This is a genomic window from Paenibacillus sp. CAA11, assembly GCF_003060825.1.
In the GTDB taxonomy this organism is placed as follows: domain Bacteria; phylum Bacillota; class Bacilli; order Paenibacillales; family Paenibacillaceae; genus Fontibacillus.
On the sequence record NZ_CP028922.1, the window covers coordinates 4,361,151 to 4,384,841 of the forward strand.

Here is a 23,691-nt window from a genome sequence, read left to right on the forward strand (position 1 = left end):
GGATTATCGTTTATGAACCGCAATTGGCTTTATGTATTTATCGGCGGCCTGATTGAAATCGTCTGGGTATCAGGCCTTAAGCATGCCGATGTCTGGTGGGAGTGGGTCCTGACGGCCGCCGCGATCGCCACCAGCTTCTGGCTTATTATTGAAGCTTCCAAGCGTCTCCCTGTAGGGACGGTCTATGCCGTCTTTACCGGACTGGGGACGGCCGGAACGGTTGTAGCTGAAATGCTCTTCTTCGGCGAACCGTTCCGCTGGTCCAAGACGCTCCTGATTGCCCTGCTGCTTGGCGGCGTTGTCGGACTTAAGCTCATGACAGATCAAAGTGAAAAGGAGGTGACCTCATAATGGCCTGGTTAGCTCTTGTACTTGCAGGAGGCTGTGAGGTGCTCGGCGTAATTGGTATCAAGCGAGTGACGCTTCGGCGTGACCTGTTGTCCTATCTCCTATTGTTCGGTTCCTTCGTCGGCAGCTTCTCCCTGCTCTCCTTCGCCATGAAGACACTGCCGATGGGAACGGCCTATGCCGTATGGACAGGCATCGGAACCGTCGGCAGTACCCTTGTCGGCATGCTGCTCTTCGGCGAGCCTAAAGAAGCGCGCCGTCTGCTGTGCATCGCCTTGATTCTGGGAGCTGCCGTCGGGCTCAAGCTGATCTCTTAATAGAGCTGGGTCTTCCTAGCCTGCCCAAAATTTGTATCCGCCTATGCGATATCATATAATTATTTTGACTACGGAGTCATTCATAGAACCTATCGGTCGGGAAGGAGTTCAACTCGTTGGCAGACAAAGCTACAGACAGACGAAAACTCATTCTCCGAACAGCCATGCAGCTGTTCGCTGCCAAAGGCGCGTCAGCTACTTCAATGCAGGAAATTGCCGAGCTGTGCGGGATGTCCAAAGGAAGCCTATACCTGCATTTTAAGTCCAAGGAAGAGCTGGAGCAGAGCATTTACAATTACTGTTATCAGATGCTGGAAGACCGGCTCGCCCAGGTGGAACAGCAGAAGGATTCCTCGCCTCGCGACAAGCTTCGCATACAGATTCGCGTTCTGCTCGAGCAAGTGCTGGAGCTGCGTGAATTCCTGATGATGCAGCTCAGAGACTGGCTGGGCAGCGGGAAGATGCCCGTGGAACCGGGCTGTGTCCGCGAGAACAACCTGAGGCTGCTTCACTGGGGTGGCGCCAAGCTGGAGATCATCTATGGGGCTGGGATTAAGCCCTATATCGGGGAGCTGCTGTTCATCCTGAACGGCATGCTGGGCTCTTATATTCGGCTACTCTTCATGCCGAACCTACCCGTCAGCACGGAACAGATGGCGAAGCATCTGCTGACCATGCTGGATGAATCAGCTGCATTTATGCTGCGCAGCAAGGCGGCCCCGCTGATTCCCTTATCGTTCCTCGAAGCCTGGGGTCAGCATGGGCCGCGACTGGATGCTCAGCCGAACCGGCATCCGCTGTTCGTCATCCGGCAGATGAAGGATGAACTGAATGTAGCCGATGCAGACCCTGAGCTTCGTGAGGAGGCCGCAGAGTCGTTACGCATTCTGGAGAATGAGCTGATCGAGCTTCAGCCAAGAAAAGCCCTTCTGCTTGGTATGCTCCGCAATCTGCGGACGATTCCTGCTCTTGAGGAGCGCTGCAATGAGCTGGAGACTTTGATTCGCCTGTACCGGTAAACAACAAGAGACAAAAGCTTACAAAAAGAGATAGGACGAGAGGAGCAGAAGCCCTAATTATGAAAGGAATTATCAATTTCTCCTTACGCAACAAGTTCGCTGTCTGGCTGCTGACCATCATCGTAGTGGTCGCTGGACTTTACAGCGGCTTAACGATGAAGCAGGAGACCATCCCGAATATCAGCATCCCCTTCCTGAACGTTACCGCCGTCTATCCAGGCGCGGCTCCAGAAGGTGTGGAGAAGGACATTACGATCCCGCTGGAGCAGAAGCTTCGGAATGTGGACGGAGTGAAGACCATTACTTCAAGCTCTATGGAGAATGCAGCCAGCATCACCGTGGAGTACGATTATGGAACAGATCTGGATAATGCTTCGGCTGCGCTGCGCGAGGCGCTGAATGACGTGAAGCTTCCGGACGATGCTCAGAAGCCGACCATCACCCGTTTCAGCCTAAGCTCCATGCCGGTCGTTTCTCTCAGCTTGTCCAGCAGCAAAGCTAAAGACTTGGAGGAACTGACGCGCATTGCCGAGAACGATATCCAACCCGTGCTGGAAGACCTGGACGGCGTAGCCTCTGTGCAGGTTGCCGGACAATATGTTCGTGAGGTACAGCTCAAGTTCGACCAGGCAAAGCTCGCTAAGTATGGTCTGACTGAGGACACCGTAAAGGGAATCGTCCAAGGATCGGCAGTCCGGGTACCGCTTGGATTGTTCGAGATGGACAAATCCCAAAAGGCTGTCGTGGTAGACGGCCATATTACTACGGTGGATGAATTAAACAATGTAGAGATTCCCGTAACGGCTGCCGCCGGCGCATCTGGGGGACAGAGCCAGAGCTCCGCCGCAACTGGCGGAACCTCCCCGACTGCTGGAAGCGGACAAATGCCGTCAGGCAGCGGTATCCCTACCGTCAAACTGAGCGATCTTGCGAAGATTGAGGTTGTCGGTAAGGCCGAGTCCATTTCCCGGACTAACGGGCAGGAATCCATCGGGATTCAAATTGTGAAATCGAATGATGCGAACACCGTTGAAGTGGTCAACGCCGTCAAGGATGCCGCCGATAAGCTCAAGGAACAGTATCCAGATGTAAGCATGACGGTTCTGCTTGACCAGGGTAAGCCGATCGAGGATTCGGTCAACACCATGCTCGAAAAAGCGCTGTTCGGCGCATTGTTCGCTGTGCTGATCATCTTGATCTTCCTGCGCAACGTCCGCTCGACGATCATTTCCATTATCTCTATCCCGCTGTCGCTGTTGATTGCCATTCTGGCACTGCGACAAATGGATATTACATTGAATATGATGACGCTTGGCGCGATGACCGTGGCCATCGGCCGGGTTGTCGACGACTCTATCGTCGTCATCGAGAATATTTACCGCCGTCTGTCCCTGTCCGGCGAGAAGCTGAAAGGCCGCCAGCTGATCATGGAAGCGACCCGAGAGATGTTCGTTCCGATCATGTCCTCGACCATTGTCACCATCGCCGTTTTCCTGCCATTGGCCTTCGTAAGCGGCATGGTTGGCGAACTGTTCACGCCGTTTGCCCTGACCATGGTCTTCTCGCTGCTCGCCTCGCTCCTCGTGGCTATCACGCTGGTGCCGGCACTTGCCCATTCCCTATTCCGCAAGGGGCTTAAGGAGAAGCACAAGCATAATCATGACGAGAAGCCGGGACGGCTGGCTAAGGGCTATCAGCAGGTGTTGAACTGGTCCCTGTCCCACAAGCTGATTACATTCCTGCTTGCGGTCGTTCTACTTCTAGGCAGCGTATTCGGCATTACTCCGTTTATTGGTTCAAGCTTCCTTCCAGACCAGGAAGATAAGTATGTGATGATCACCTACTCTCCTGAGGCCGGAGACCGGCTTGAAGATGTCGAGAAGCGTGCGCTTACTGTAGAGAAATTTCTGCTAGAGCAGCCAGGTGTGGAGAATATGCAGTACTCAGTGGGCGGAAGCAATCCGATGAGTACCGGCCCTTCCAAATCCGCCCTGTTCTATGTACAGTACAAGAGCGATACCAAGAATTTTGAAGATGTAAAGGCTGATCTGCTTGAGGAGCTGCAGAAGAAAGTCCCTACAGGTAAATGGGGCGACATGTCTGCCGCAATGAGCGGTATGGGCGGCAGCAAGCTGACGATCAACGTGTTCGGCGACAATCTGGAACAGATCAAGCCGTTCTCGGATGAAATTCTGAAGCTCGTTCAACAGGATAAAGCCAACTTCGAGAAGGCTGAGACCAATCTTTCTGAAGCATACGAACAGTACACCCTGGTAGCCGACCAGCAGAAGCTCAGCAAGCTCGGGCTTACCGCAGGCCAGCTGGCCATGGTACTGAGCCCTGTACGCGAGCGCCCAGTACTGACCGAAGTTCAAATTGATGGTAAGAATTATAATGTATATATCGATGTAGACAGCAAGACTTATAGCAGCATTCAAGAAATTGAGAACACCAAAGTCACTTCGCCTCTCGGCATCCAGGTTGCAATCAAGGATGTGGCGAAGGTGGAGAAGGGAAACTCTCCGGACACCGTTACTCGAATGGACGGGAAGACGGTTGTGGAGATCACGGCCGATATTCTTAGCAGCGACGTCAGCGGTGCCTCCAGTGCGCTGCAGAAGAAGGTTGATGAACTGAAAAAGCCGGACGGTGTAACCGTCAAGTTCGGCGGCGTAACCAAGCAGATTAATGACACGTTCACTCAGCTTGGTCTGGCTATGGCCGCAGCCGTTGCCATCGTATATTTCGTACTCGTCGTTACCTTCGGCGGAGGACTGGCACCATTCGCCATTCTGTTCTCACTGCCGTTCATCGTGATCGGCGCTCTGGTTGCCTTGTTCCTGGCTGGTGAGACGCTGAATGTCTCCTCGCTGATGGGGGCCCTGATGCTGATCGGTATCGTCGTGACCAATGCGATCGTTCTGATCGACCGCGTTATCCATAAGGAACGCGAAGGTCTCTCCACTCGCGAAGCCCTGCTGGAAGCAGGAGCAACGCGTCTGCGTCCAATTCTGATGACCGCGCTTGCGACCATCGGTGCTCTCCTTCCGCTTGTCTTTGGCTGGGAGAACAGCGCAGGCATTATCTCCCGGGGACTGGGGGTTACGGTTATTGGCGGCCTGATCAGCTCTACGCTGCTCACCCTGGTTATCGTACCTGTCGTATATGAGTTCCTGATGAAATTCCGGCGTCGCCGGAACGCAGAGGAATAGGTCGGTAGCTTGTTCCCTGCAAATCACTAAATAGACACAGCAAAGAGGGCCATCCTAAGGTAGATATTAAATCTATCCTCAGGATGGCCCTTCTTAAATGTTGCTGCTATTTATACAGGGCCTGCCACTTCAGCAGCATGGCCTGATCCCGTTCCAGAAACTCCTTGAGAAGCATGGCAAGACCGCGATACATCGGGCTATTTGTAGCGGCATACAGCTCATCCGCGAATTTAACGGCCCATTTCATGAGATGACTCTCCATAAAAGCCGCCTGCAGCTCGATGTGACGAAGCCGAGACTCCGGCAAACCTTCGGCACACAAGGTTCGATCAGCCATCACCGCCATAAATTCCAATTCAAGTGCGATATGATCATCGCGTTCCCCATTTAATTTGTTAAAGGAAATTGCACAACCGCTGTAAAACTCGGAGATATCCGCCCTAATCCGAAATGCATCGATCCCCTCAGCTCTTTCGCGAACGAGCGCTTCACTCAGCGGCAGCTTAGGATCAGATCCTACGAACAGGCGCTGATATTCCTGTTGTTCCCGGGTGCATGCAGCTTGAAGCTCTTCCTTCTCCAGCCCTTCGAAATAAGCGGCCAGCTGCTGTCCGCCGCTGCTCGAAGGAATCAGTCCCTTCCGGTCTGCATAACTGCGGTACCGGGCGATAAGAGACAGCCGCGGCGGTCTGACCAGAAAGTCTACTAACAGCTGATATACCCATCCCCTATCTTCCATCCAGCGGGACAGCTTCTCGTCAGCTTCATTCTGAAATAGTACAGTTGGTATACTCATTCTTCATCCTCTCCCTTTGTCTCTGATCATGCGGCAAATCATAGGTGCTGTACCGCAGCAGCGGCACTTAACTTCAGTTATTGGCCGGCATTGCTCATTGCTCATAAAAGGGGCCTTATCATATAGCAGTTCTCTCACTCTATATTGTATCTCATTGTGAAAGCGCTTTATGACCGTTTGTTTGTCAATTTTCCGAAATCTAAATCTCTTCTTGCCCCCATATGCGGACGGCCTCGTGGTATTCCCTAGGATGATTCATGTTATAGATGGCCAAGCTCTCTTCTTGTTCTTCCGGCTGAAGATGGATGACCTCCAGAGTATCCACCCAAGCCATGACTTTGTATTTGCCCGCTTCAAGCGGTTCGCGGAGGCTGGAGGCTACACGCTTGCGGTATGCGCCCAGCAGCGGGTGAACTCTCCCACCAGCCAGCGTAAGCACCGCATCCACCTCAGGAGGAGCCTCCAGTGCCTTATCCGCCAGCTTCTTAAGCCAAGAAGCCTGAACAAAGGGCATGTCACAGGCGCTGACCAGACACCATGACGTTCCACAAGCAGATAACCCTGCATGGAGTCCCGCCAGCGGTCCGGCTCCAGGATACGCATCCAGAACCTGCGGGAGGCCGAGAAACCGATATGCCTCTCGCCCTTCACCGGCTGCGACTGTCACTTTCTGTACTGTCTTCCTCAGCTCATCCGCTAGGCGGGCGATCAGCGGACTGCCGGAGAATGGGAGCATCGCCTTATCTTCGCCCATTCGGGTCGACAAGCCCCCGGCAAGGATCAGACCCTCCATATCCATTTATCCACCTTCTTCCTGACTAAAAAATGGAGATTCCCATAAAAGCTGGTTTGTATCCCTTTCCAAGCCGTGATACATTGTAAGCAAGCACCCCTTTCGGGCAGCTTTGAACTTTGCTACACACAAGGAAAGGAATGTCGGCAATTGCGAAAAGCTAAGGGAGAACTCCCTCAAATACCAATGGCCTTGGAGCTGCTGCATTTCTTCATTAATGGCACCATGGTTATTTTCGCAGCATTTTTTCAATTGTACCTGCAGGATATCGGAATGGACACGGTGGAGATCGGCTGGCTGCTCGCCGCCGGACCTCTAATCTCACTGCTCGCCCATCCCTTTTGGAAATACTGGACAGACCGCAAGCAGAGCGCCAAGCCGGTGCTATTGCTAATGCTTGCTGGGCTGCTTGTATCCAGCTATCTCTTATTCTCGGTAAGCACCTACCGGATGCTCTACTGGTTCTTGATCCTGTTCTACTTCTTTCAGGTATCACTGCTCGCTCAGAACAATACGTTTACACTTGACTATACGTCTGCTAAAGGACAGGGGTTTCGCAAATTTCGGATCTGGGGCTCGATCGGCTGGGCGGTAACCGCTCTAGCGGCCGGACCTTTGATAGACTTAACCCAGCCTTGCGGCTTATCTGCCCTGCTTATCCCTCTGATCCTTCTGGCCCTTGGCGCTTGCGCCCTGATCCCTGCCCAGCGAAGAGAAGTCGGGACCCCCTGGCTGCATGCCAGGGAGCTTATTGCCGTAGTACGCAACAAGTACTTTATGACATTCCTGCTGCTGGGCCTGCTTGTGGCCATACCGAACACAATGAATGGCATGTTCATGCCCATCTTTATGCTCGATTTGGGAGGCTCCAAGCTGTATGTTGGACTGGCTGTCTTCTTGTCAACGATTTTTGAAGCGGCTGTGTTCGTCCTGCTGCGGCGTTTTCTTAGACGCAAGCTCACACATCTGCTGGCATGTCTAACCTTGGTCAGCCTGCTGTTCGCTCTGCGCTGGTATCTGATGTCTATCGCAACCGAGCCCCTGCAGATCATCTTGATTCAGCTCCTGCACTCTGTGACCTTCGGCGGATTTTTCTATGTAGGCTCACAGCTGACCGGCTTGTTCCTGCCCCGGCCTTATCGCTCCTCCGGTCAAGCGGTATACGCCTTGTTCTGGAGCGGACTATCCGGCGTTTTTGCAGGACTGCTCGGCGGTTGGCTGTTCCTGAACTTCGGGGGCATCACCTTGTACAAAATCTGCCTCATGTTCACCCTATGCGGTCTCATCGGCTTTGGCGTCATGTGGTACCATCTGCATCGCCATGGTTATTCACCGCTCCGCTCCTACGAGAACTAAGGATATGCATAAGCAGCTAAAAAGACGACTCCCTGCCGTGTGGCTTGCCCTTACCTGTATAGCAAGGGCAGGGCCGCTAAGGAAATCGTCTTTTTAGTTTTATCAGCTGGTTACAGCAATATTTCCCGCAAAGCAGCATAATCCCCCGATACATAATGCGGCTTATGTTCGCTCTCTGCGGAAGCGTTCCGAGGATTGAACCAAATGACGCTCCAGCTGGCTCCAAGCGCACCGATAACATCATTTTGCCAAGAGTCGCCAATATACCAGCTCCCCGTTGCTGTAGTTCCCGTCACACGGTTGACATGTTCAAAAAGCGCTGCATCCGGCTTTCCCATCCCCATGGCCTCAGAAATGAAGATACGCTCCTTAGGAATCAAGCGATCCAGCCCGAGTCCGCGGATCTTATTCCACTGATGGACTTCCGGCCCATTCGTAATGACTCCGACAACATGTCCGGCATGCTGCAGGTCGGAGATTAGCTCCACCGCACCTTTATGGGGATAAATTTGATACTGGTGCCCGATATAGGCCTCCTGTATGCGTGCTGCTCCCTTCTCATCCAGCTCAATCCCGAGCTCCCGGAACGTAAGCACCATCCGCAGCTCCCGCATCTTCTCCAGACTAATCTCACCGCTGGTCCACTGTGTCCACAGACTATCGCTGTGGAAGCGCAGCCGCCGGTACAGCTGCTCCATATCCCAGCCGTCCGCGCGTGCGCCGAACACCTCTTTAACTCCGTCGCGAAATGGAATCAGGTGATCATACAGCGTATCATCCAAATCAAAGAATACAGCCTTGGTTCCACTCATCTATCTAAATCCCCCTGCAAAAAAGATATGCTCCGCCTCGATTTGTCCACCCTCAATCCGAAGCAGACCCACCGAATAATGAGCTTCCCGCCGCTTATCCGTCGGTGAGCCCGGATTGAACAGCAGAATGCCTTCTCTTCGCTCCAGATAGGGCTGGTGAGAATGCCCGAACAGTACAGCCTGAACAGCCTCGCTGGCAAAAGCCTGAAAAGCCTTGTCTGGCGTGCTCATCCTCCCAAACGGCTCATGGCCGTGGACTAAGCCAAGCTTGACGCCTTCTACCTCAAGCACCTTCTTCATGCCAAAGCGGCTGATGATCTCTTCCCCGTCATTATTTCCCGCAATGCCCTCAACGGGGGCCAGCTTGAGCAGCTGCTCATAGACCTCCAGCGAAACCCAATCGCCCAGATGCAGGATGAGATCCACATTCCGAAAGGCCTCCACCAGCTTGGGCGGAAGAGCCGCTGCCATACGGGGCATATGTGTGTCGGATACTACACCGATACGCAAGCCTGCCATACTATCCCTCCTCCTCATGAAAAAGGAGCCGTCCCTAAAGTAGGGATCACCTACCTTTGGGACAGCTCCCCAACTGCTTTTATTCAATCTAGTCTGCTGTCCTAATAAGACGCTTTGAACTCACTTTAGGGCTATATAGCAGCAGAACCTTAAGAGTTCTTAGGCAGCTGGAAAGAGCTCTTCATGGACACAATCAGGTTAAACACAGGTGCCCCTGGCTTGGAATGCTTCATGTCGACATTGAAATACCCATGGCGGAAGAATTGGAACTTGTCCTCCGGTTTAGCCTCTTTCAGTCCTGGCTCGACAAAGCCTTGCACGACACGCAGAGAATTGGGATTAATCTGGTCAAGGAAGGTCTTCTCTTCCAGCGTTTCCTCGTCTGCTTCCTCATCAGCAATCAATGGCTCATACAGGCGGAACTCCGCCGGAACCGCTTGGCTTGCCTCTACCCAGTGAATCGTTCCCTTGACCTTGCGGCCTGTAAATCCGGTGCCGCTCTTGGTCTCCGGATCGTAGGTGCAGTGAATTTCTGTGACATTGCCTTCCGCATCTTTGATCACTTCATTGCACTTAATGAAGTAAGCATGCTTCAAGCGAACCTCATTGCCAGGGAATAGGCGGAAGTACTTGCTTGGCGGATTCTCCATGAAGTCTTCACGCTCAATGTAAATCTCCCTGGAGAACGGGATTTGGCGAGTGCCCATCTCTTCATTCTCACTGTTATTCTCTGCTTCCAGCATTTCGACCTGTCCTTCCGGATAGTTCGTAATGACAACCTTAAGCGGATCCAGCACTGCCATCGTCCGCGGCGCCTTCATCTTCAGATCCTCTCGAATGAAGTGCTCCAGCATCTTCAGGTCTACGATGCCCTGCGCTTTGGAGATCCCGGCCTCGAAGACGAAGTTCTTGATCGCTTCAGGCGTATATCCGCGGCGGCGAAGCCCGGAAATCGTCGGCATACGCGGATCATCCCAGCCGTCCACAATACCTTGATCCACCAGCATCTTCAGCTTCCGTTTGCTAGTTACCGTCTGTGCCAGATTCAGGCGTCCAAACTCGTACTGATGCGGAGTGCTCTCCATCTCAGTCTCTGCAATAACCCAATCATAGAAAGGGCGTTGATCTTCAAACTCGATTGTACACAGAGAGTGAGTTACCCCCTCGATCGCATCCTCCAGCGGATGAGCGAAGGTGTACATCGGGTAGATGCACCACGCATCTCCGGTGTTATGATGTGTAGCATGGGCGATCCGGTAGATGATCGGGTCCCGCAGATTGATGTTCGGAGAAGCCATATCAATCTTGGCCCGCAGCACCTTCTCGCCATCCTTGAATTCGCCGGCTCTCATCCGTTTGAACAGATCCTCGTTCTCTTCGGCTGAGCGGTCCCGGTAAGGGCTATTCTGACCAGGCTCGGTCAGCGTGCCGCGTGTCTCACGGATCTCGTCGGCGCTTTGATCGTCCACATAAGCCTTGCCCTTGCGAATCAAGAGCAGGGCACGCTTATACATCTCCTCAAAATAGTCGGAGGCAAAATGAAGCTCTTCCCACTCAAAGCCGAGCCATTTCACATCCTCCTTGATGGAGTTCACATACTCAACATCTTCCTTCAGCGGGTTAGTGTCGTCAAAACGAAGGTTCGTGCGGCCGCCGAATTCATCGGCAATCGTAAAGTTGATCCAGATCGCCTTGGCATGTCCGATATGTAGGTAGCCGTTGGGCTCCGGCGGAAACCGGGTAATCACCTTGCCTACCTTGCCGCTCTTCAAATCTTCCGTAATAATGTTCTTAATAAAATTGGGAGGCGTGCTTGCATGCGTCACAGTCAATCAACCTTTCTATGGGTTCCTTTATCTATTTGAAAATGAAGCCTACTCGTGAACTGAGCCTGAAGGCAGGACAGCCTGTGCTTCTCAGGGATTTTACTTCTTATAAATATAACGATAACCGCAAAATAGTTCAATGCCTAGAGCCTCACAGGGAGGATATTTATTCCTGCTGCACAGGCAAAGAGCGGTGCCTTCAGCTTCCTGAAATGCACCGCTTAATGATGATTTTCCCCAGAGAATCAGATCGCTTCAATGAGACCCCCGTCAACGACAAGTGTCGTACCTGTAATATAGGTGTTGGCGCCGGATAGGAGGAATAGAGCAGCACGTGCGAACTCTTCAGGTGTGCCGTAACGTCCAAGCGGAATTTTGCTCTGCTCCTGCTCCGAAATGCTCTCCACGGACTGCCCCGATTTCTCAGCCCGGCTCTGATTCAACTCCGCAATCCGGTCTGTCTCAATCTTCCCTGGCGCAATCGTGTTGACAAGAATGCTGTAAGGCGCCAGTTCCCGCGACAGCGTCTTCGTGAGCCCTACAATCCCCATCCGGAAGGTGTTTGAGAGAATAAGCCCTGGAATCGGCTGCTTCACGGAAATGCTGGCAAGGTTCACAATCCTTCCGCCAAGCCCCTTCATATAAGGAAGTACCGCCCGGGTTAATCTTACGTAGCTGAGCAGGTTCAGCTCGAAGGCCTTCTGCCAGGCCTCATCATCCAGCTCCTCGAAGGAAGCGGACGGCGGACCGCCGGCATTGTTCACCAGAATGTCAATCTTCCCGAAGGTTTCCCCCGTATGCTTCACCAAAGCATCAATCTCTTCCTTGCTCGTAATATCCGCCGGATAATAATGAATGGTGCCGGCTCCCAGCTGCTGAAGCTCTGCCTGTACTTCTTGGAGCTTATCCCCGCTGCGGCTTGACAGCATCACATCTGCCCCTTCGGCTGCCAGCTGGCCGGCAATGGCTTTGCCCAAGCCGCGGCTTGAGGCAATAACCAGCGCTTTTTTTCCTTGCAATCCCATATCCATGCTCTATCCATTCCTTTCTTCATCCTTGTAGTCGAGAGGACAACCATGAAGAACACCTTCACAAGGCACTGTCTGTCTCAAGCTTACTCAGGCGGAAGCCTCCTCTCCAGAAGAACCCAGGATGCCGCCCGCCGCAGCAGAGGGATCAGCAGAATAGCAGAAATCACCCATCGCAGAGGCCCAAAGCTGGTCAGCATTGCCAACACTACCGCAGCTACCCCGGCCAGAGCAGCCTTCGTGGTATAAATCGGGCCATTCAGCGGCTCGCTGCCCAGCGATACAGCCTTGAACTCCTTGGCTGCCTCCGCATAGCAGCGGACATGCATGGGCTCCATAGAGGAGAGCGTAAAGGTACGCCCCGCTACAGCCAGCTCATCCCTGGCTTCAATCGGCAGATCACAGTGCGCACAGCGGATTCCCTGCATCCCCTGCTCATGTCCCGTCTCCTTCTCCTGCTTCAACTTCTGTCCCCTCCTGTCTCCACAGGACACCACATGAGAATATCATCCACATAGCGCCCGCCTATATAAAACTCCTCTACCAGTCTCCCTTGCTCCACAAATCCACAGCTTTTGTAGAAGGCGATCGCCGGGCCATTCGTCTCCAGCACTCTTAAGGAGAGCTTCCGCTTCCCTTCAAGCTTGGCGAGATATTTGATCTCCTCAATCAGCCTCCGCCCGATCCCCTTATGCTGATGATCCGGATGCACAGCAATATTAATATCATACACATGAGCATTGCTCGGCAGTCCTGTCGGAGCACCAAATCCGACGTAACCGCATATCGCTTCTCCGATTCCGGCTACCAGCTGACTGCCTGGGGGACAGCTTTGCAGAAATTGCTCCCTGGAGCGCCAGTGGATCTTAGCCGGAGTCGTCATCTCCGTCCATACCAAAGCATCGATCTCCATGAGTGCCCCTGCATCCTTCATCGCGGATAGCCGAACCCAGATTTCGTCCTTCATGTCCGTAAGCCCCTCCTTATTCTTTAAACCTGTTAACAGGCAGCCTTAACCCATATGGATTTCAGAAGGCTCCTGCTGCCATTTGCCCCGGTTCACTACCCAGTGAACGGCAAAACCAGCCACAGACAGAATGGCTATCACCACCGAGAACCAGGCCACCGGGCTAATCCCGCCGTGATCATACAGAAGCCCCATCGCGTATGGTCCAACGACCCGCCCAGCTGCCCCCATGCCGCCTACCAGCCCCAAATAGAAGGGGGCCGTCTTCCCCGTACGATCTGAGATAAAGGCCGGAATCGCCGGATTGATCAGCATCTCGCCGAACGTAGCCAGCACCATGGCGAAGATCATGCCAGGATAGCTCTGGAATCCTACAATACATACGTAAGCCAGCAGATAGAAGAGGCCGCTGGCCATGAGCTGAGCCTCCGGAGAGCCCGCAATCGTTCTTTTTATCCACGAAATCAGCGGCTGACCCACAAAGATCAGCACCCCATTCAGTGTCCACAGCAGGCTGTAGGTCCATTCCGGCATCCCTTGATTAATGGTGAACGGCGACACCCCGTTGTTCCAAATGCAGTTCGCCAGCCAGAGGAAAAACGCCCCCGTACCCAAGAACAAGTAAATATGATACTGCCGCAGCAGCTCCGAGGGGCGGCGCCCATCCGCGGAATCACGCCGTTTCTGTACCTGAAGATCGCCTTGCTCCTGCTCTACCCTGCTTAAATAAATATAAAAGAAAACCGCAAATACTGCGGATGTAATCCCATTGCCTACAAAGCTCAAATCGTAGGATAACTTGGCCAGCACGCCGCTTAGCCCCGTCCCCAAGGCCACCCCGATATTGTTCGCCACATACACGATGTTGAACATCTCGCCGCGCCGCTCTGTAAACCGAAAGCCGATAAAGGCCTGAATCGCGGGCATGGACATGGCGTTGCTGAAGCCGACAATCAGCATTAAGAACATGAAGAAGTACCAATAGTCCGCCCCATACGGCAGTAGGAGTAGAGATATCGCATTCACTGCAAGTGAGCCCACAATCAGCCGTTTAACTCCAACCCGGTGATACAAAGCACCGCCCAAGACCTGACCTATGATGCCGCCCAGCGATTGAATCAGGATAACCAGGCCGGCCTCCGCCATGCTTCGGCCCAATTCCTTGTATACAAACATCGTAATTAGCGGCCACATTAAAGAACCGCCTGCGGAGTTGATCAGACTAGCAACCAGAAAGACCTTAACCTCACGCGGATAAGACTCCAACCATTTCATATGCAGGTCATGCTCCCATCTCATAAGCTAATAATCTAAGCAGCAGGGCGAAGCAAAAAAGGGAAGCCCGGATCGAAGCGGGCCTCCCCTTGCAGAATCACAACAAATTGTTCAACTAAACCCAGAGACCAGTATCTCTAAAAAAGATCCCTCCGGCAAGCACACTTATTGACGCTTCACCTCAACAACAGTCGAGAAAAAGGTGGCTCCTCCGCCCATATCGGCCAGCCGATCTGCGGTCAGCCTGTTGGCGCGCTGACGCCCGCCTTCGCCTTCCCACCATAATCCTTGGCTGACCACCACACCTGGCAAGGCCTTGTCCGTAACCTGCGCTTTGACTTCATAGCGACCTCTGTCGTTAAACACCGTGACAGGATCGCTGTCAGCTATTCCTCGCTGGACGGCATCCTCCGGATGGATTTGCAGCAGCGGCTCCTTCTCTACTCGTGTCAGCTTCTCCACATTGGAGAAGGTAGAGTTCAGGAAGCTGTGATTCGGCGGAGAGATGAACATGAGCGGATACTTAGCCAGAGGCCCGGGGCGCCGCTCTCCATCATATCCTTCCTTAAGCGGCACATAAGTAGGCAGCGCTGGAAGCCCGGCAGCAGCCATTCGCTCCGACAGCAGCTCAATCTTCCCGGATGGCGTGTTTAACCGACGCAAATATTGACGCTGCGGCTCCATATTCAGCTTAACGAACCGCTGCGCCTTCAGCGCTTCAAGCGACACGCCGTCCAGATAAGGATTGGCTTCATAATCCAGTGCCTGGCGGATCATATCTTCCTCTGTATCCTGGAAGGCATCCTCTTCGAATCCGAGCGCTTGTGCAAGCAGCTTGAACATCTCCACATTGCTCTTGCTCTCCCCCTGCGGAGGAATGACCGGCTCCTGAAGCTGGACGTAGTGATGCCAGTAGGAACTGTACAGGTCAGTATTCTCAAAGGAAGAGGTCGCCGGCAGCACGATATCCGCATATTTAGCCGTATCCGTTAAAAATAGATCATGTACGACCGTAAACAGGTCTTCCCGCATCAGCCCCTGCTCTACCTTGGTCGTGTCCGGGGCCACCACCGCCGGATTAGAGCAGTACACGAACAGGGAGCGGATCTTGGGCTCAAGCTCCAGCAAGGCCTCTCCCAGCTGATTCATGCTGACTAGACGAGCTCCGGGATTGGACCTAAGCTCCGGGCGCTCTAATGCATCCGCATTCATGTTGCCATAAGGCCCGTTCGTCTTGAATGCGCCTCCGCCTTCCACCAGCCATTGTCCGGTTAAGGCCGGCAGGCAGACAATGGTACGCACGGTCATTCCGCCGTTATCATGATGCTGCAGCCCGTTGCCGATATGAATATACGCCGGCGAAGTCGTGGCGTATAGCTCCGCCAGCTTGACAATGTCCTCTGCAGGGACGCCCGTAATTGCGGAGACGCGCTCTGGCGGATAAGCTTTGACATGCTCGCGCAGTTCTTCCGCTCCGACGGTATACTCCGCTAGGAAGGCTTCATCCGTCCAGCCGCGGCTGAACAGGACGTTCATCATCCCCAGCGCCAGCGCACTGTCCGTGCCTGGGTGTAGCGGGATGAACCAGTCTGCCCGCTGCGCCGTCCGGTTGCGGTGCACGTCAATGACGACCAGCTTGGCGCCGTCTTTGCGGGCCTGCTCTATCATGGTCAGCATATGCATATTTGTGCTGACAATATTGCCGCCCCACACGATGAACAGCTTCGCCTTGATTGCCGATTCCGGACTTGTCCCGCCGCCGAATCCCATCGTATACTTCCAGCCCGTATTGCCTGCAGCATTGCAAATGCCCTGTCCGAGACGGGAAGATCCCAGCCGGTTGAAGAACCGGCGATCCATACCGTCCACGCTAAGGATTCCCATATTTCCATAGAAGCTATATGGCAGAATGGACTCAGACCCATGCTCGTCTATGATCTGTCTGTACCGGCCCGCAATTTCATCAATCGCTTCCTCCCAGCTGATCCGCTCAAAGCGGCCCTCTCCCTTGGCGCCTACGCGCTTCATGGGGTAGAGAAGCCGCTCCGGATGATAGACCCGCTCTGTCATATTCCGAACCTTATTGCAAATGGCTCCCCGCGTGATCGGATGCTCTGGATTACCTGTGACCTTGACGATCCGCCCTTGCTCCTTATGCAGCAGCAAGCCGCAGGTATCCGGACAATCCAGCGGACATACCGCAGGGAATACCCCATTAAGCTCATCCTTCATCTCCATTCCCCCTAAGCAACACTTTGTTGTTATTGTAGGGAATCAGTGGGAAGAAGTCTAGAATTACTTCAAATTTGTCTCACCCGAATGATTCAATCCTGAGCTGTCAGGGTAATGGCTGTTGAATGCGTTTTTGCCTTTGCAAAAATGTCATAATCATGGACTACTCCCAAACGTGATCCGCCATGAACTTAGGTTAATTCCCCCTGACCTTTGTTTCATGGCGGATTCATTTTCATTTGGATAAATGTACGAAAACAAGCCCCTGCACCGATGCAAACCGGCGAGAGGCTTGAATTGAAAATAGCTTATACGCGAAAGCGGGTCACTGCAATTAAGGCCTATGCGTGCTTGCGAAATGACTCCTGAGCAGCCACAGGCTCGCGAACAGACTCCGTCTTGGAGGGACGCAAGTAAGCGGCCCAGTAAGCGGCGGCGACGAAGAGGGCCCCGCCCGTCAGGTTGCCGAGCCACACCGGGATGAAATTCATGAAGTATTCCCCCCAAGAGAAATGACCTTCAAAGATGGCGGCCGGGATGAGGAACATGTTAGCCACAACGTGCTGGAAGCCGATCGCTACAAATGCCATCGTTGGGAACCAAATACCTAGAATCTTACCGCTCATATTATCCGCTCCATAGGACAGCCATACGGCTAGCGCCACAAGCCAGTTACAGCCAATCCCGGAGATGAAGGCTTGAAGGAAGCTGTCATCCAGCTTATGCCCAGCCATCTCTACCAATTTGTCCAGATAAGGACCGCTGGAGGTCAAGCCGACTATGTGGCCGAAAAAGAACGCAACGAAAATCGCACCCACAAAGTTTGCGATCGTAATCAAAATGATATTCTTAATCACTTCACCCGTCGTGATTCGTTTGGCCATGCGCGCCAGCGGAACCGCCATCATGTTCCCGGTCAGCAGCTCGCCGCCTGCCAGCAGGACCAGCACCAGACCTACAGGGAAAAGAGCTGCACCTACGAATGTAGCAAAGCTTCCCCATTCTTTAGGGGCGCTGGCAATGACCCGAATATCGAGCAGAAACCCAAGCGCGATAAATGCCCCCGCCAGAAAACCCAAAATGAGCACCGCCACCAAAGGGTTATGCGCCTTCTTAACCCCGTTCTCCACCGTCGTTTCCGCGATTTGCTGAGGTTTATAGTAAGCCATAATCTAACGTCTCCTTTGCTTTCTTTCGTTCACTGCTTCTTCGTCTATCATTGTACCTGCAAGAATAGCTTCTAAATGTGAAAAAAATCACTACCCTGCATTTATAGTGAAACATTTCACATTACAAAGCAGGCAGGGGACTAAACCCTACCTTTATCATACATGCCCTCGTCCGCCATGAAGATACGGTCCGGCACACCAGATGGCTGCCGCCAGCAAGCAGCCGCTTGCCAAGTAGCCGCCCAGCACATCGCTTGGATAATGTACTCCCAGATAAATCCGGCTGATCCCGATGCCAAGAATAAGCAGAAGCGCGGCGGCGATCAGCAGAATCCGCCCAAGCAGGGCAGGGATATGTCTCCAGAGCAGATAAGCCAGAGCGCCGTACAGCGTGAAGGCGGCCATGGAATGGCCGCTCGGGAAGCTGTAGCCTGTCGCTTCAGCAATGCGGTGAATCGTTGGCCGCGCTCGTTGGAAGACTGCTTTAAGCAGCCCATTCAGCAGCGCAGAGCCAACGCACACCCCCACGAGAAAGATCAGTTCCCGGCGGTGACCCAGCACGCCATATAAGAACAGCATAACCAGCAGCGTCACTCCTACTACCGGCAGGCCCGTTCCAATCCAGCTAAGCCCCTTCATCCATTGAGTCAAGCCAGAGCTCTCCATCCCTTGCACCCAGCTGATGATCGTACTGTCAAAGTTATGTATCTTATTGTCCCGAATAGATAGCGCTATAAGGCCAAAAAAGACGGCACACAGTAAACTGATCAAGAACCCGCGGGATAATCCTCTTTTTAAACTCACGTTAACCAAGTCCTCCTATATTACGACAAATCCCTTCTTACTTTAGCCTATAATTTACACTTCATGCAAATAGCCGGGAATTTCGTATATACACGCTCTCTAATCCTGAATTCATCATTCTATACGTAAAAAGGCCAGCCAGATTACTCTGGCTGACCTTGAGCTTCAATCAGCTTAATACAAGTTAGTGAACCGTCTCCAGCGAAGGCACAGAAGGTAATGCTTCAAGCCCGGCTGTATTCAGGAAATTCCACGGCTTGTTGTAGTGTGGCTGGAAGAAGAAATCGATAAAGGCAAGCTGCTCCATCTTCATATTATTCTGGATACATACCGAAATCGTATTGATGGATTGAGTGAGCTCTGCCTTGGACATGAGCTGTGCACCTAAGATACGGCGCGACTCTTTCTCAAAAACCACCTTCAGCGTTACCGGCTCAAAGGTAGGCATAAATTCAGGACGATAATTCTCCGTAATGATAACCGAATCTGCGTCAATTCCCGCCTCTTTCGCGGATACCTCGGTGAGTCCGGTTGCGGCAATGTTATCCTCGTAGATTTTAATCCCTGATGTGCCCTGTGTACCCATATAGGATACCGTCGGTGCAATCAGATTGCGGGCCACCAGCGTGCCCATGCGAACCGCATTGGTAGCCAGGGGAATATAGGCGTGCTTCTGGGTTGGATTGTAGAAGACCGAACAGCTGTCCCCTGCCGCATATACGTCCTGTTTGCTTGTGCGCATGTATTCGTCCACTACGATCGCACCATTCTCCAGCATCTCAACCTGGCCTTTGAGCAGGTCCGTATTTGGACGGAACCCGATGCAGAGAATAACCAGATCAGCTTCATACTCTCCATGGGTAGTTACGACCTTGCGAACCTTGCCTTCGGATCCCTCAAACTTGGTTACCTTCTGTGAAAGTGCCAGCTTAATTCCGTGCTCTTTGAGTGAAGCTTCCGTCTTATCGGTAAATTCCGGATCAAGATATTTGCTTAAGATGCGCTCTTCGGCATCAATTAGGGTCACCTGCTTGCCGTTAAGCTGAAACGCCTCTACCAGTTCCACTCCAATGTATCCGGCGCCTACAACCACGATGTGGTTCGCTTGTTTAGCCCGCTCAATAATGGTATTAGAGTGATTGTAATTCTTCGAGAGCAGGATGTTTTCCAGCTCAATGCCTTCGAATTTTGGCACAATCGGCCAAGAACCTGTGGTCACAATCAGCTTGTCAAAAGTGTCTTCGAACTGTTCTCCTGTCTCCAGGTTACGTGCGGTAAGCCGTTTGGAGTCGGTATCGACAGCTATAACTTCATGACGCATCTTCGTAGTTACGCCAAGCTGATCAAGCTGCTCGGGGGAGGAATAGAACAGGCCGTGAGGATCCTTCACCATGCCCCCGACATAAAGCGCAATACCACAAGATAAGAAAGAGATGTTATCGTTACGTTCATACACCGTAATTTCCGCTTCAGGATAAAGCTTCGCCGTATTGACAATTGCTGCCGTTCCTGCGTGAGTACAACCGATAACTGCTACCTTCATGATGAGTTCCTCCTTAAGGAAATGAATAATATAATTTAAAAACCTGTGATTAAAGGTCTTAACATCTTTGTGAAATGAATCACCTTGTGACATTTATTATAGTGTGATGTTTTTCACAATTCAAGTACCTTTTTTCACATTCTTAAAATGTTCACATTTTCTTCGTTTTCCCTTTCGGATTAGGAAACATTTATCACAGCAATGCTGTTTTTGGTTTGCAATTATCGATTGCTATCAGTTTTCCCTGGCGAATTAAGCATTATGCCGTCCGGATTTATAAAAAGTCAGTATGGGGTAAAGATAAATAAGTGAAGAATGGAGGGATCTCATGGATACCGTATTTGTTGCAGGTGCCCACGGCAAAACAGGAAGATGGATCGTTGAAGAACTCAGCCAGGACGGTTATAACGTGCATGCCCTGGTGCGCTCCGAGGAACAGGCGAATACTCTGAGCAAGCTGGGAGCAGCCCCTTACATAGGCGACCTGTCGGGAACGTTCTCTGAAGGCATGAAGGGAGCTGCAGCGGTGATCTGCGCCGTGGGAGCCGGAGCCTCAGGCGATCCGGAAGAAGTTGACCATACAGGCACCATTCGTCTCATCGAACAATCTGGACTGCTCAGGATTCCCCGCTTCATCTTAATCAGCTCTATCGGAACACTGAATCCGGACGGCATGCCTGCCGCTCTGAAGCCTTATCTCCTTGCCAAACGCAGAGCCGAGAAGGCACTGGAGGAAAGCCTGCTCAACCACACGATTATCCGGCCCGGAGAGCTCACAGATGACCCTCCTAAGGGCCTTGTCTTGCTGGATGCTGCCGATGACAAGGCGGTCAGCCGCAGAATATCCCGGCAAGATGTAGCCAGAGCCGCTGTGCTTGCACTCAAGCACCCGCAGACAGAGAAGACCTCCTTTGATCTCATCGAGGGCCATATCCCGCTTGAAGAGGCCCTCCTCACTTTAGGCTGAGGCGCAGTATGTTCTCTGAATCGCTTCGCCGGTTAGACAGCTGCAAATAAAAAACAAGCGGCTCCCGAATTCTCCGGGAAGCCGCTTTGTTTCTTTGAAGAACGGCAGTCCTCCTTATGGGTCAAGGCTGCTAGACACAAGGGTGCTTCAGTGTCCGCGATGCTTGGCCTTGGCCTTCTGCCTGGCAAGCATAAACTTGCGCGCTTTCTGTTCCTCGCGCTGCTCCCGGTTAGCCGCTCGCTTCTCCAGCTTGCGCTCTTCCATCTGCAGCTTGATCGCCTGCTCCGCGTATGTTCCCGCGCCGCGAGAACGGCTCTCTTCTGCAGCGAGGCGCTGCAGCCGCTTCGGATTGATGCGCCGCTCCGGCATCGAGCTCTTGGCCGCCACTTCCACGGTCATGCGCTCTGCCAGCGCAGACAGTTGGCCGGAGAGCACAAATTCCAGCACCTCCGGGTCTGACGGCTCTGAACCGAACACATACCTAGCCGCCCGCACCTTTCCTGCTTCCCTGGTCTCGGCAATGCCGACCCAATGCGGATTCTCATAATACACCGTTAACTTCATTAGTTAACCCCCTCAATAAAATTACGGAAACGTTCGGACATCCCGAGGGGGGAAGGCTACTGATACCTAATTCTAACGGCGCCACGCTGTTTACCATGCCGTCACAAGCTAGAGGTATGCCCGGACTACCAACCGGACTGTGTTTTTAACGCTCCGTATTTATGATAAAAAAGTAACCCGCATTCGTCCACCCTTTCGTCCGTGCAAATTTGCCTATAGCCAAAAATGCCATGCCCTTAATAGAAGGACATGGCTAATCATAAGAGGCAGTAATATAAATTCACAACAAAAAAAGGCTAGAATTCCATTCTCCTAACCTTCTGAAAGATAAAGTTCTAACCTTGCCTCAGCAGCATAGATTACGCATTCAAAGATTGCGAGATCTCGGCATTCATTTTTGCCCGCTGTTCTTTGGTCAGCTTCGGACATGATTGACAATACCCGTACCCAGCATCAGTTCGGTACGCCAGGCAGCAAGTCGGCTTCATGACCGTCTTCTCCCCCGGGTGATACGGATCGTCAATGTAGACCCGCTTAAAGGCGAAGGGATTTTGCTTCAAACCAAACACCGATGGCGCTAATCCCTCTACAGTATATCTATAGCCTTCTTCAATCCGGCTTCGAGCCGATTCATCCTCCAGCATATCTGCTCCATGCTTTAAATAATACTCTATTCCAAGCGGCATCTGATACCACAGCTGTCCCAAGGTAACTCCCGCTTCCGCAGCAATCACCTCGAACATGGGTCTAAGGGTCTCCCCATAGAACCGGGTAAACATCAACTCTCTAACCGTCTCATGTGTTCCCGGCGGCCAAGGATGCCCGGCTGCATCCTCCAGCACGAACATCAGTTGATTATAGCCATTCGCTTCCGCTAAATGGAGTGTAAAGTTGCCTAGGGAGAAGTCCAGCATCTCTGAAGTTGTGGCCACCATAATCTGCATCGCTGCACAGACTCCCCGCCAATAAGCAGCGAAATAGGTAGCAGCAACCTGATGGTCCTTTCCTTGGATATGCTGACGATATGCCTCCAAAAAGTCCCTAGCGGTCTCCGGTTCTATAAGTGCAGTGGCCTTAACATTATACTTGGAACGGTCCGGAGCCTGGAGCATGACATTATAGTTTTGTCTCAGCCAATCATAATCAATGTTCAAGCCAGACCCCTCCCTTCCATATCAGATTCTACATCTACACTACTTGTTAAAGAATTGATTAACGGAAAGCCGCAGCTACCTTGGCCGCAGGCACCACATTCTGCTCTTTGGATCTCGCGCGGTCCACGGCAGGGCGGTTAGCCAGGTCATAAGGAATACACAGCGGCACGCCAGTGCGAGGATCGATGACGATGTCAGCCTCAATACCGAACACTTCGCGCAGCACTTCAGGCGTCATTACCTCAGCTGGGGCTCCTGCAGCCACAGCTTTACCGGTCTTAATCGCAATCATGTGCTGGGCATATCTTGAAGCATGGTTAAGATCATGCACTACCATAACAATGGTCCGGCCCTCTTCCCGGTTGAGACGTTCGAGCAAATACAGAACCTCGAGCTGGTGAGCCATATCGAGGAAGGTCGTCGGTTCATCCAGGAAGAGAATATCCGTCTCCTGAGCGAGAGCCATAGCAATCCAAGCACGCTGCCGCTGTCCCCCAGACAGCTGGTCAAGCGGACGGGCCGTGAACTCAGACATCCCTGTCACATCAATCGCCCATTCGATAATGCGGCGGTCTTCCGCATTCATGCTGCCAAATCCCTTCTGGTAAGGAAAACGACCATAGGATACCAGCTCATATACCGTCAGCCCTTCGGGTGCCGTTGGATTCTGAGGTAGTATGGCCATCTGTTTGGCTACTTCCCGTGTGGACTGCTTATGAATCGACTTGCCATTCAGCAGCACGCTTCCGCTCTTCGGCTGCATAATGCGGGCCATTGTTTTCAGAATGGTCGATTTTCCAGAGCCATTCGCACCCACAAGAGCCGTAATCTTGCCTTCAGGAATCTGAATGTTCAAATCCTCAACGATCAGCCGATCTTCATAAGCAATATTTAAATGGGAGGTTTGCAGGGTAACCATGTTATGACTTCCTTTCCAGAAGGGATATTTATCAAACATCAGCTTAGTGGCTGATAATCATTATCAATTGT

Annotated in this window: 22 protein-coding genes; 6 read left to right on the forward strand and 16 right to left on the reverse strand. The window is 52.5% G+C overall.

What is annotated here, in order from left to right; all coding sequences use genetic code 11:
• Positions 1 to 12: 12 nt before the first annotated feature.
• From DCC85_RS20430 to DCC85_RS20445, 4 genes are all read left to right on the forward strand, one after another.
• Positions 13 to 351 (forward strand): DMT family transporter, encoded by a 339-nt coding sequence (locus tag DCC85_RS20430; protein ID WP_108467210.1) that lies wholly within the window; start codon positions 13 to 15, stop codon positions 349 to 351.
• Complete coding sequence (locus tag DCC85_RS20435) at positions 351 to 665, forward strand: DMT family transporter (RefSeq protein WP_108467211.1); 315 nt, start codon at positions 351 to 353, stop codon at positions 663 to 665. Before DCC85_RS20430 ends, DCC85_RS20435 begins: the two co-directional genes overlap by 1 nt.
• A 116-nt stretch (positions 666 to 781) precedes the next feature.
• Positions 782 to 1,684: a TetR/AcrR family transcriptional regulator gene (locus DCC85_RS20440; RefSeq protein ID WP_108467212.1), complete on the forward strand. Its 903-nt coding sequence runs from the start codon at positions 782 to 784 to the stop codon at positions 1,682 to 1,684.
• Positions 1,685 to 1,743: 59 nt separating this feature from the next.
• Positions 1,744 to 4,896: an efflux RND transporter permease subunit gene (locus DCC85_RS20445; protein ID WP_108467213.1), complete on the forward strand. Its 3,153-nt coding sequence runs from the start codon at positions 1,744 to 1,746 to the stop codon at positions 4,894 to 4,896.
• 106 nt (positions 4,897 to 5,002) lie between these two features.
• Here DCC85_RS20445 and DCC85_RS20450 read toward each other — a convergent pair whose 3' ends face one another.
• A complete protein-coding gene (locus DCC85_RS20450) occupies positions 5,003 to 5,692 on the reverse strand; it encodes a TorD/DmsD family molecular chaperone (protein WP_108467214.1) in 690 nt (229 codons plus the stop codon).
• A gap of 199 nt (positions 5,693 to 5,891) precedes the next feature.
• Entirely contained in the window at positions 5,892 to 6,491 is a 600-nt protein-coding gene (gene mobA / locus DCC85_RS20455) for a molybdenum cofactor guanylyltransferase (RefSeq protein ID WP_108467215.1), read from the reverse strand.
• A gap of 180 nt (positions 6,492 to 6,671) precedes the next feature.
• On the opposite strand from mobA, the gene DCC85_RS20460 reads away from it, so the two are divergent.
• Complete coding sequence (locus DCC85_RS20460) at positions 6,672 to 7,841, forward strand: MFS transporter (RefSeq protein WP_108467216.1); 1,170 nt, start codon at positions 6,672 to 6,674, stop codon at positions 7,839 to 7,841.
• Positions 7,842 to 7,951: 110 nt separating this feature from the next.
• Here the strand turns inward: DCC85_RS20460 and DCC85_RS20465 are convergent, their stop codons facing one another.
• The 11 genes from DCC85_RS20465 to DCC85_RS20515 all read right to left on the reverse strand — a co-directional run bounded on the left by DCC85_RS20465 (position 7,952) and on the right by DCC85_RS20515 (position 20,016).
• On the reverse strand, positions 7,952 to 8,653 hold the full coding sequence (locus tag DCC85_RS20465) for an HAD family hydrolase (protein WP_108467217.1): 702 nt from the start codon (positions 8,651 to 8,653) through the stop codon (positions 7,952 to 7,954).
• A complete protein-coding gene (locus tag DCC85_RS20470; RefSeq protein WP_108467218.1) occupies positions 8,654 to 9,172 on the reverse strand; it encodes a metallophosphoesterase family protein in 519 nt (172 codons plus the stop codon).
• Positions 9,173 to 9,321: 149 nt separating this feature from the next.
• Complete coding sequence (locus DCC85_RS20475; RefSeq protein ID WP_108467219.1) at positions 9,322 to 10,998, reverse strand: glutamine--tRNA ligase/YqeY domain fusion protein; 1,677 nt, start codon at positions 10,996 to 10,998, stop codon at positions 9,322 to 9,324.
• A 245-nt stretch (positions 10,999 to 11,243) separates the two neighbouring features.
• The gene (locus tag DCC85_RS20480) at positions 11,244 to 12,029 is read right to left on the reverse strand and encodes an SDR family oxidoreductase (protein WP_108467220.1); all 786 of its coding nucleotides are present in this window, start codon (positions 12,027 to 12,029) and stop codon (positions 11,244 to 11,246) included.
• A gap of 83 nt (positions 12,030 to 12,112) precedes the next feature.
• Positions 12,113 to 12,490, reverse strand: coding sequence for a hypothetical protein (locus DCC85_RS20485; RefSeq protein ID WP_108467221.1), 378 nt, complete (start codon positions 12,488 to 12,490; stop codon positions 12,113 to 12,115).
• On the reverse strand, positions 12,487 to 12,993 hold the full coding sequence (locus tag DCC85_RS20490; RefSeq protein ID WP_108467222.1) for a GNAT family N-acetyltransferase: 507 nt from the start codon (positions 12,991 to 12,993) through the stop codon (positions 12,487 to 12,489). Before DCC85_RS20490 ends, DCC85_RS20485 begins: the two co-directional genes overlap by 4 nt.
• Positions 12,994 to 13,038: 45 nt before the next feature.
• Complete coding sequence (locus DCC85_RS20495; RefSeq protein WP_108467223.1) at positions 13,039 to 14,268, reverse strand: MFS transporter; 1,230 nt, start codon at positions 14,266 to 14,268, stop codon at positions 13,039 to 13,041.
• Positions 14,269 to 14,433: 165 nt separating this feature from the next.
• Positions 14,434 to 16,500: a molybdopterin-containing oxidoreductase family protein gene (locus DCC85_RS20500; RefSeq protein WP_108467224.1), complete on the reverse strand. Its 2,067-nt coding sequence runs from the start codon at positions 16,498 to 16,500 to the stop codon at positions 14,434 to 14,436.
• Between the two features lie 341 nt (positions 16,501 to 16,841).
• Positions 16,842 to 17,669 carry a formate/nitrite transporter family protein gene (locus DCC85_RS20505; RefSeq protein ID WP_108467225.1) on the reverse strand — a complete coding sequence of 276 codons (828 nt, stop codon included), beginning with the start codon at positions 17,667 to 17,669 and terminating at the stop codon, positions 16,842 to 16,844.
• Positions 17,670 to 17,825: 156 nt separating this feature from the next.
• Entirely contained in the window at positions 17,826 to 18,482 is a 657-nt protein-coding gene (locus DCC85_RS20510) for a phosphatase PAP2 family protein (RefSeq protein ID WP_442789503.1), read from the reverse strand.
• 175 nt (positions 18,483 to 18,657) lie between these two features.
• The gene (locus DCC85_RS20515) at positions 18,658 to 20,016 is read right to left on the reverse strand and encodes an FAD-dependent oxidoreductase (RefSeq protein WP_108467227.1); all 1,359 of its coding nucleotides are present in this window, start codon (positions 20,014 to 20,016) and stop codon (positions 18,658 to 18,660) included.
• 328 nt (positions 20,017 to 20,344) lie between these two features.
• Here DCC85_RS20515 and DCC85_RS20520 point away from each other — a divergent pair, with 328 nt between their 5' ends.
• Positions 20,345 to 20,983 carry an SDR family oxidoreductase gene (locus tag DCC85_RS20520; RefSeq protein ID WP_108467228.1) on the forward strand — a complete coding sequence of 213 codons (639 nt, stop codon included), beginning with the start codon at positions 20,345 to 20,347 and terminating at the stop codon, positions 20,981 to 20,983.
• Positions 20,984 to 21,130: 147 nt separating this feature from the next.
• On the opposite strand, the gene DCC85_RS20525 is transcribed toward DCC85_RS20520, so the two are convergent.
• The 3 genes from DCC85_RS20525 to DCC85_RS20535 form a co-directional block, all read right to left on the reverse strand.
• Positions 21,131 to 21,547, reverse strand: coding sequence for a YjdF family protein (locus DCC85_RS20525; RefSeq protein WP_108467229.1), 417 nt, complete (start codon positions 21,545 to 21,547; stop codon positions 21,131 to 21,133).
• Positions 21,548 to 21,906: 359 nt separating this feature from the next.
• Positions 21,907 to 22,701 carry a (2Fe-2S)-binding protein gene (locus tag DCC85_RS20530; RefSeq protein WP_108467230.1) on the reverse strand — a complete coding sequence of 265 codons (795 nt, stop codon included), beginning with the start codon at positions 22,699 to 22,701 and terminating at the stop codon, positions 21,907 to 21,909.
• A gap of 58 nt (positions 22,702 to 22,759) precedes the next feature.
• A complete protein-coding gene (locus tag DCC85_RS20535; RefSeq protein WP_108467231.1) occupies positions 22,760 to 23,620 on the reverse strand; it encodes an ABC transporter ATP-binding protein in 861 nt (286 codons plus the stop codon).
• Between the last annotated feature and the right edge of the window lie 71 nt (positions 23,621 to 23,691).

Coding starts and splice junctions, on each gene's coding strand:
- DCC85_RS20470 (WP_108467218.1), bottom strand. CDS start 9,172: ATGGCAGGCTTGCGTATCGGTGTAGTATCCGACACACATATGCCCCGT.
- DCC85_RS20480 (WP_108467220.1), bottom strand. CDS start 12,029: ATGGATATGGGATTGCAAGGAAAAAAAGCGCTGGTTATTGCCTCAAGC.
- DCC85_RS20500 (WP_108467224.1), bottom strand. CDS start 16,500: ATGAAGGATGAGCTTAATGGGGTATTCCCTGCGGTATGTCCGCTGGAT.
- DCC85_RS20430 (WP_108467210.1), top strand. CDS start 13: ATGAACCGCAATTGGCTTTATGTATTTATCGGCGGCCTGATTGAAATC.
- DCC85_RS20445 (WP_108467213.1), top strand. CDS start 1,744: ATGAAAGGAATTATCAATTTCTCCTTACGCAACAAGTTCGCTGTCTGG.
- DCC85_RS20525 (WP_108467229.1), bottom strand. CDS start 21,547: ATGAAGTTAACGGTGTATTATGAGAATCCGCATTGGGTCGGCATTGCC.
- DCC85_RS20450 (WP_108467214.1), bottom strand. CDS start 5,692: ATGAGTATACCAACTGTACTATTTCAGAATGAAGCTGACGAGAAGCTG.
- DCC85_RS20490 (WP_108467222.1), bottom strand. CDS start 12,993: ATGAAGGACGAAATCTGGGTTCGGCTATCCGCGATGAAGGATGCAGGG.
- DCC85_RS20435 (WP_108467211.1), top strand. CDS start 351: ATGGCCTGGTTAGCTCTTGTACTTGCAGGAGGCTGTGAGGTGCTCGGC.
- DCC85_RS20515 (WP_108467227.1), bottom strand. CDS start 20,016: ATGAAGGTAGCAGTTATCGGTTGTACTCACGCAGGAACGGCAGCAATT.
- DCC85_RS20535 (WP_108467231.1), bottom strand. CDS start 23,620: ATGGTTACCCTGCAAACCTCCCATTTAAATATTGCTTATGAAGATCGG.
- DCC85_RS20520 (WP_108467228.1), top strand. CDS start 20,345: ATGGATACCGTATTTGTTGCAGGTGCCCACGGCAAAACAGGAAGATGG.
- DCC85_RS20465 (WP_108467217.1), bottom strand. CDS start 8,653: ATGAGTGGAACCAAGGCTGTATTCTTTGATTTGGATGATACGCTGTAT.
- DCC85_RS20505 (WP_108467225.1), bottom strand. CDS start 17,669: ATGGCTTACTATAAACCTCAGCAAATCGCGGAAACGACGGTGGAGAAC.
- DCC85_RS20495 (WP_108467223.1), bottom strand. CDS start 14,268: ATGAAATGGTTGGAGTCTTATCCGCGTGAGGTTAAGGTCTTTCTGGTT.
- mobA (WP_108467215.1), bottom strand. CDS start 6,491: ATGGATATGGAGGGTCTGATCCTTGCCGGGGGCTTGTCGACCCGAATG.
- DCC85_RS20460 (WP_108467216.1), top strand. CDS start 6,672: ATGGCCTTGGAGCTGCTGCATTTCTTCATTAATGGCACCATGGTTATT.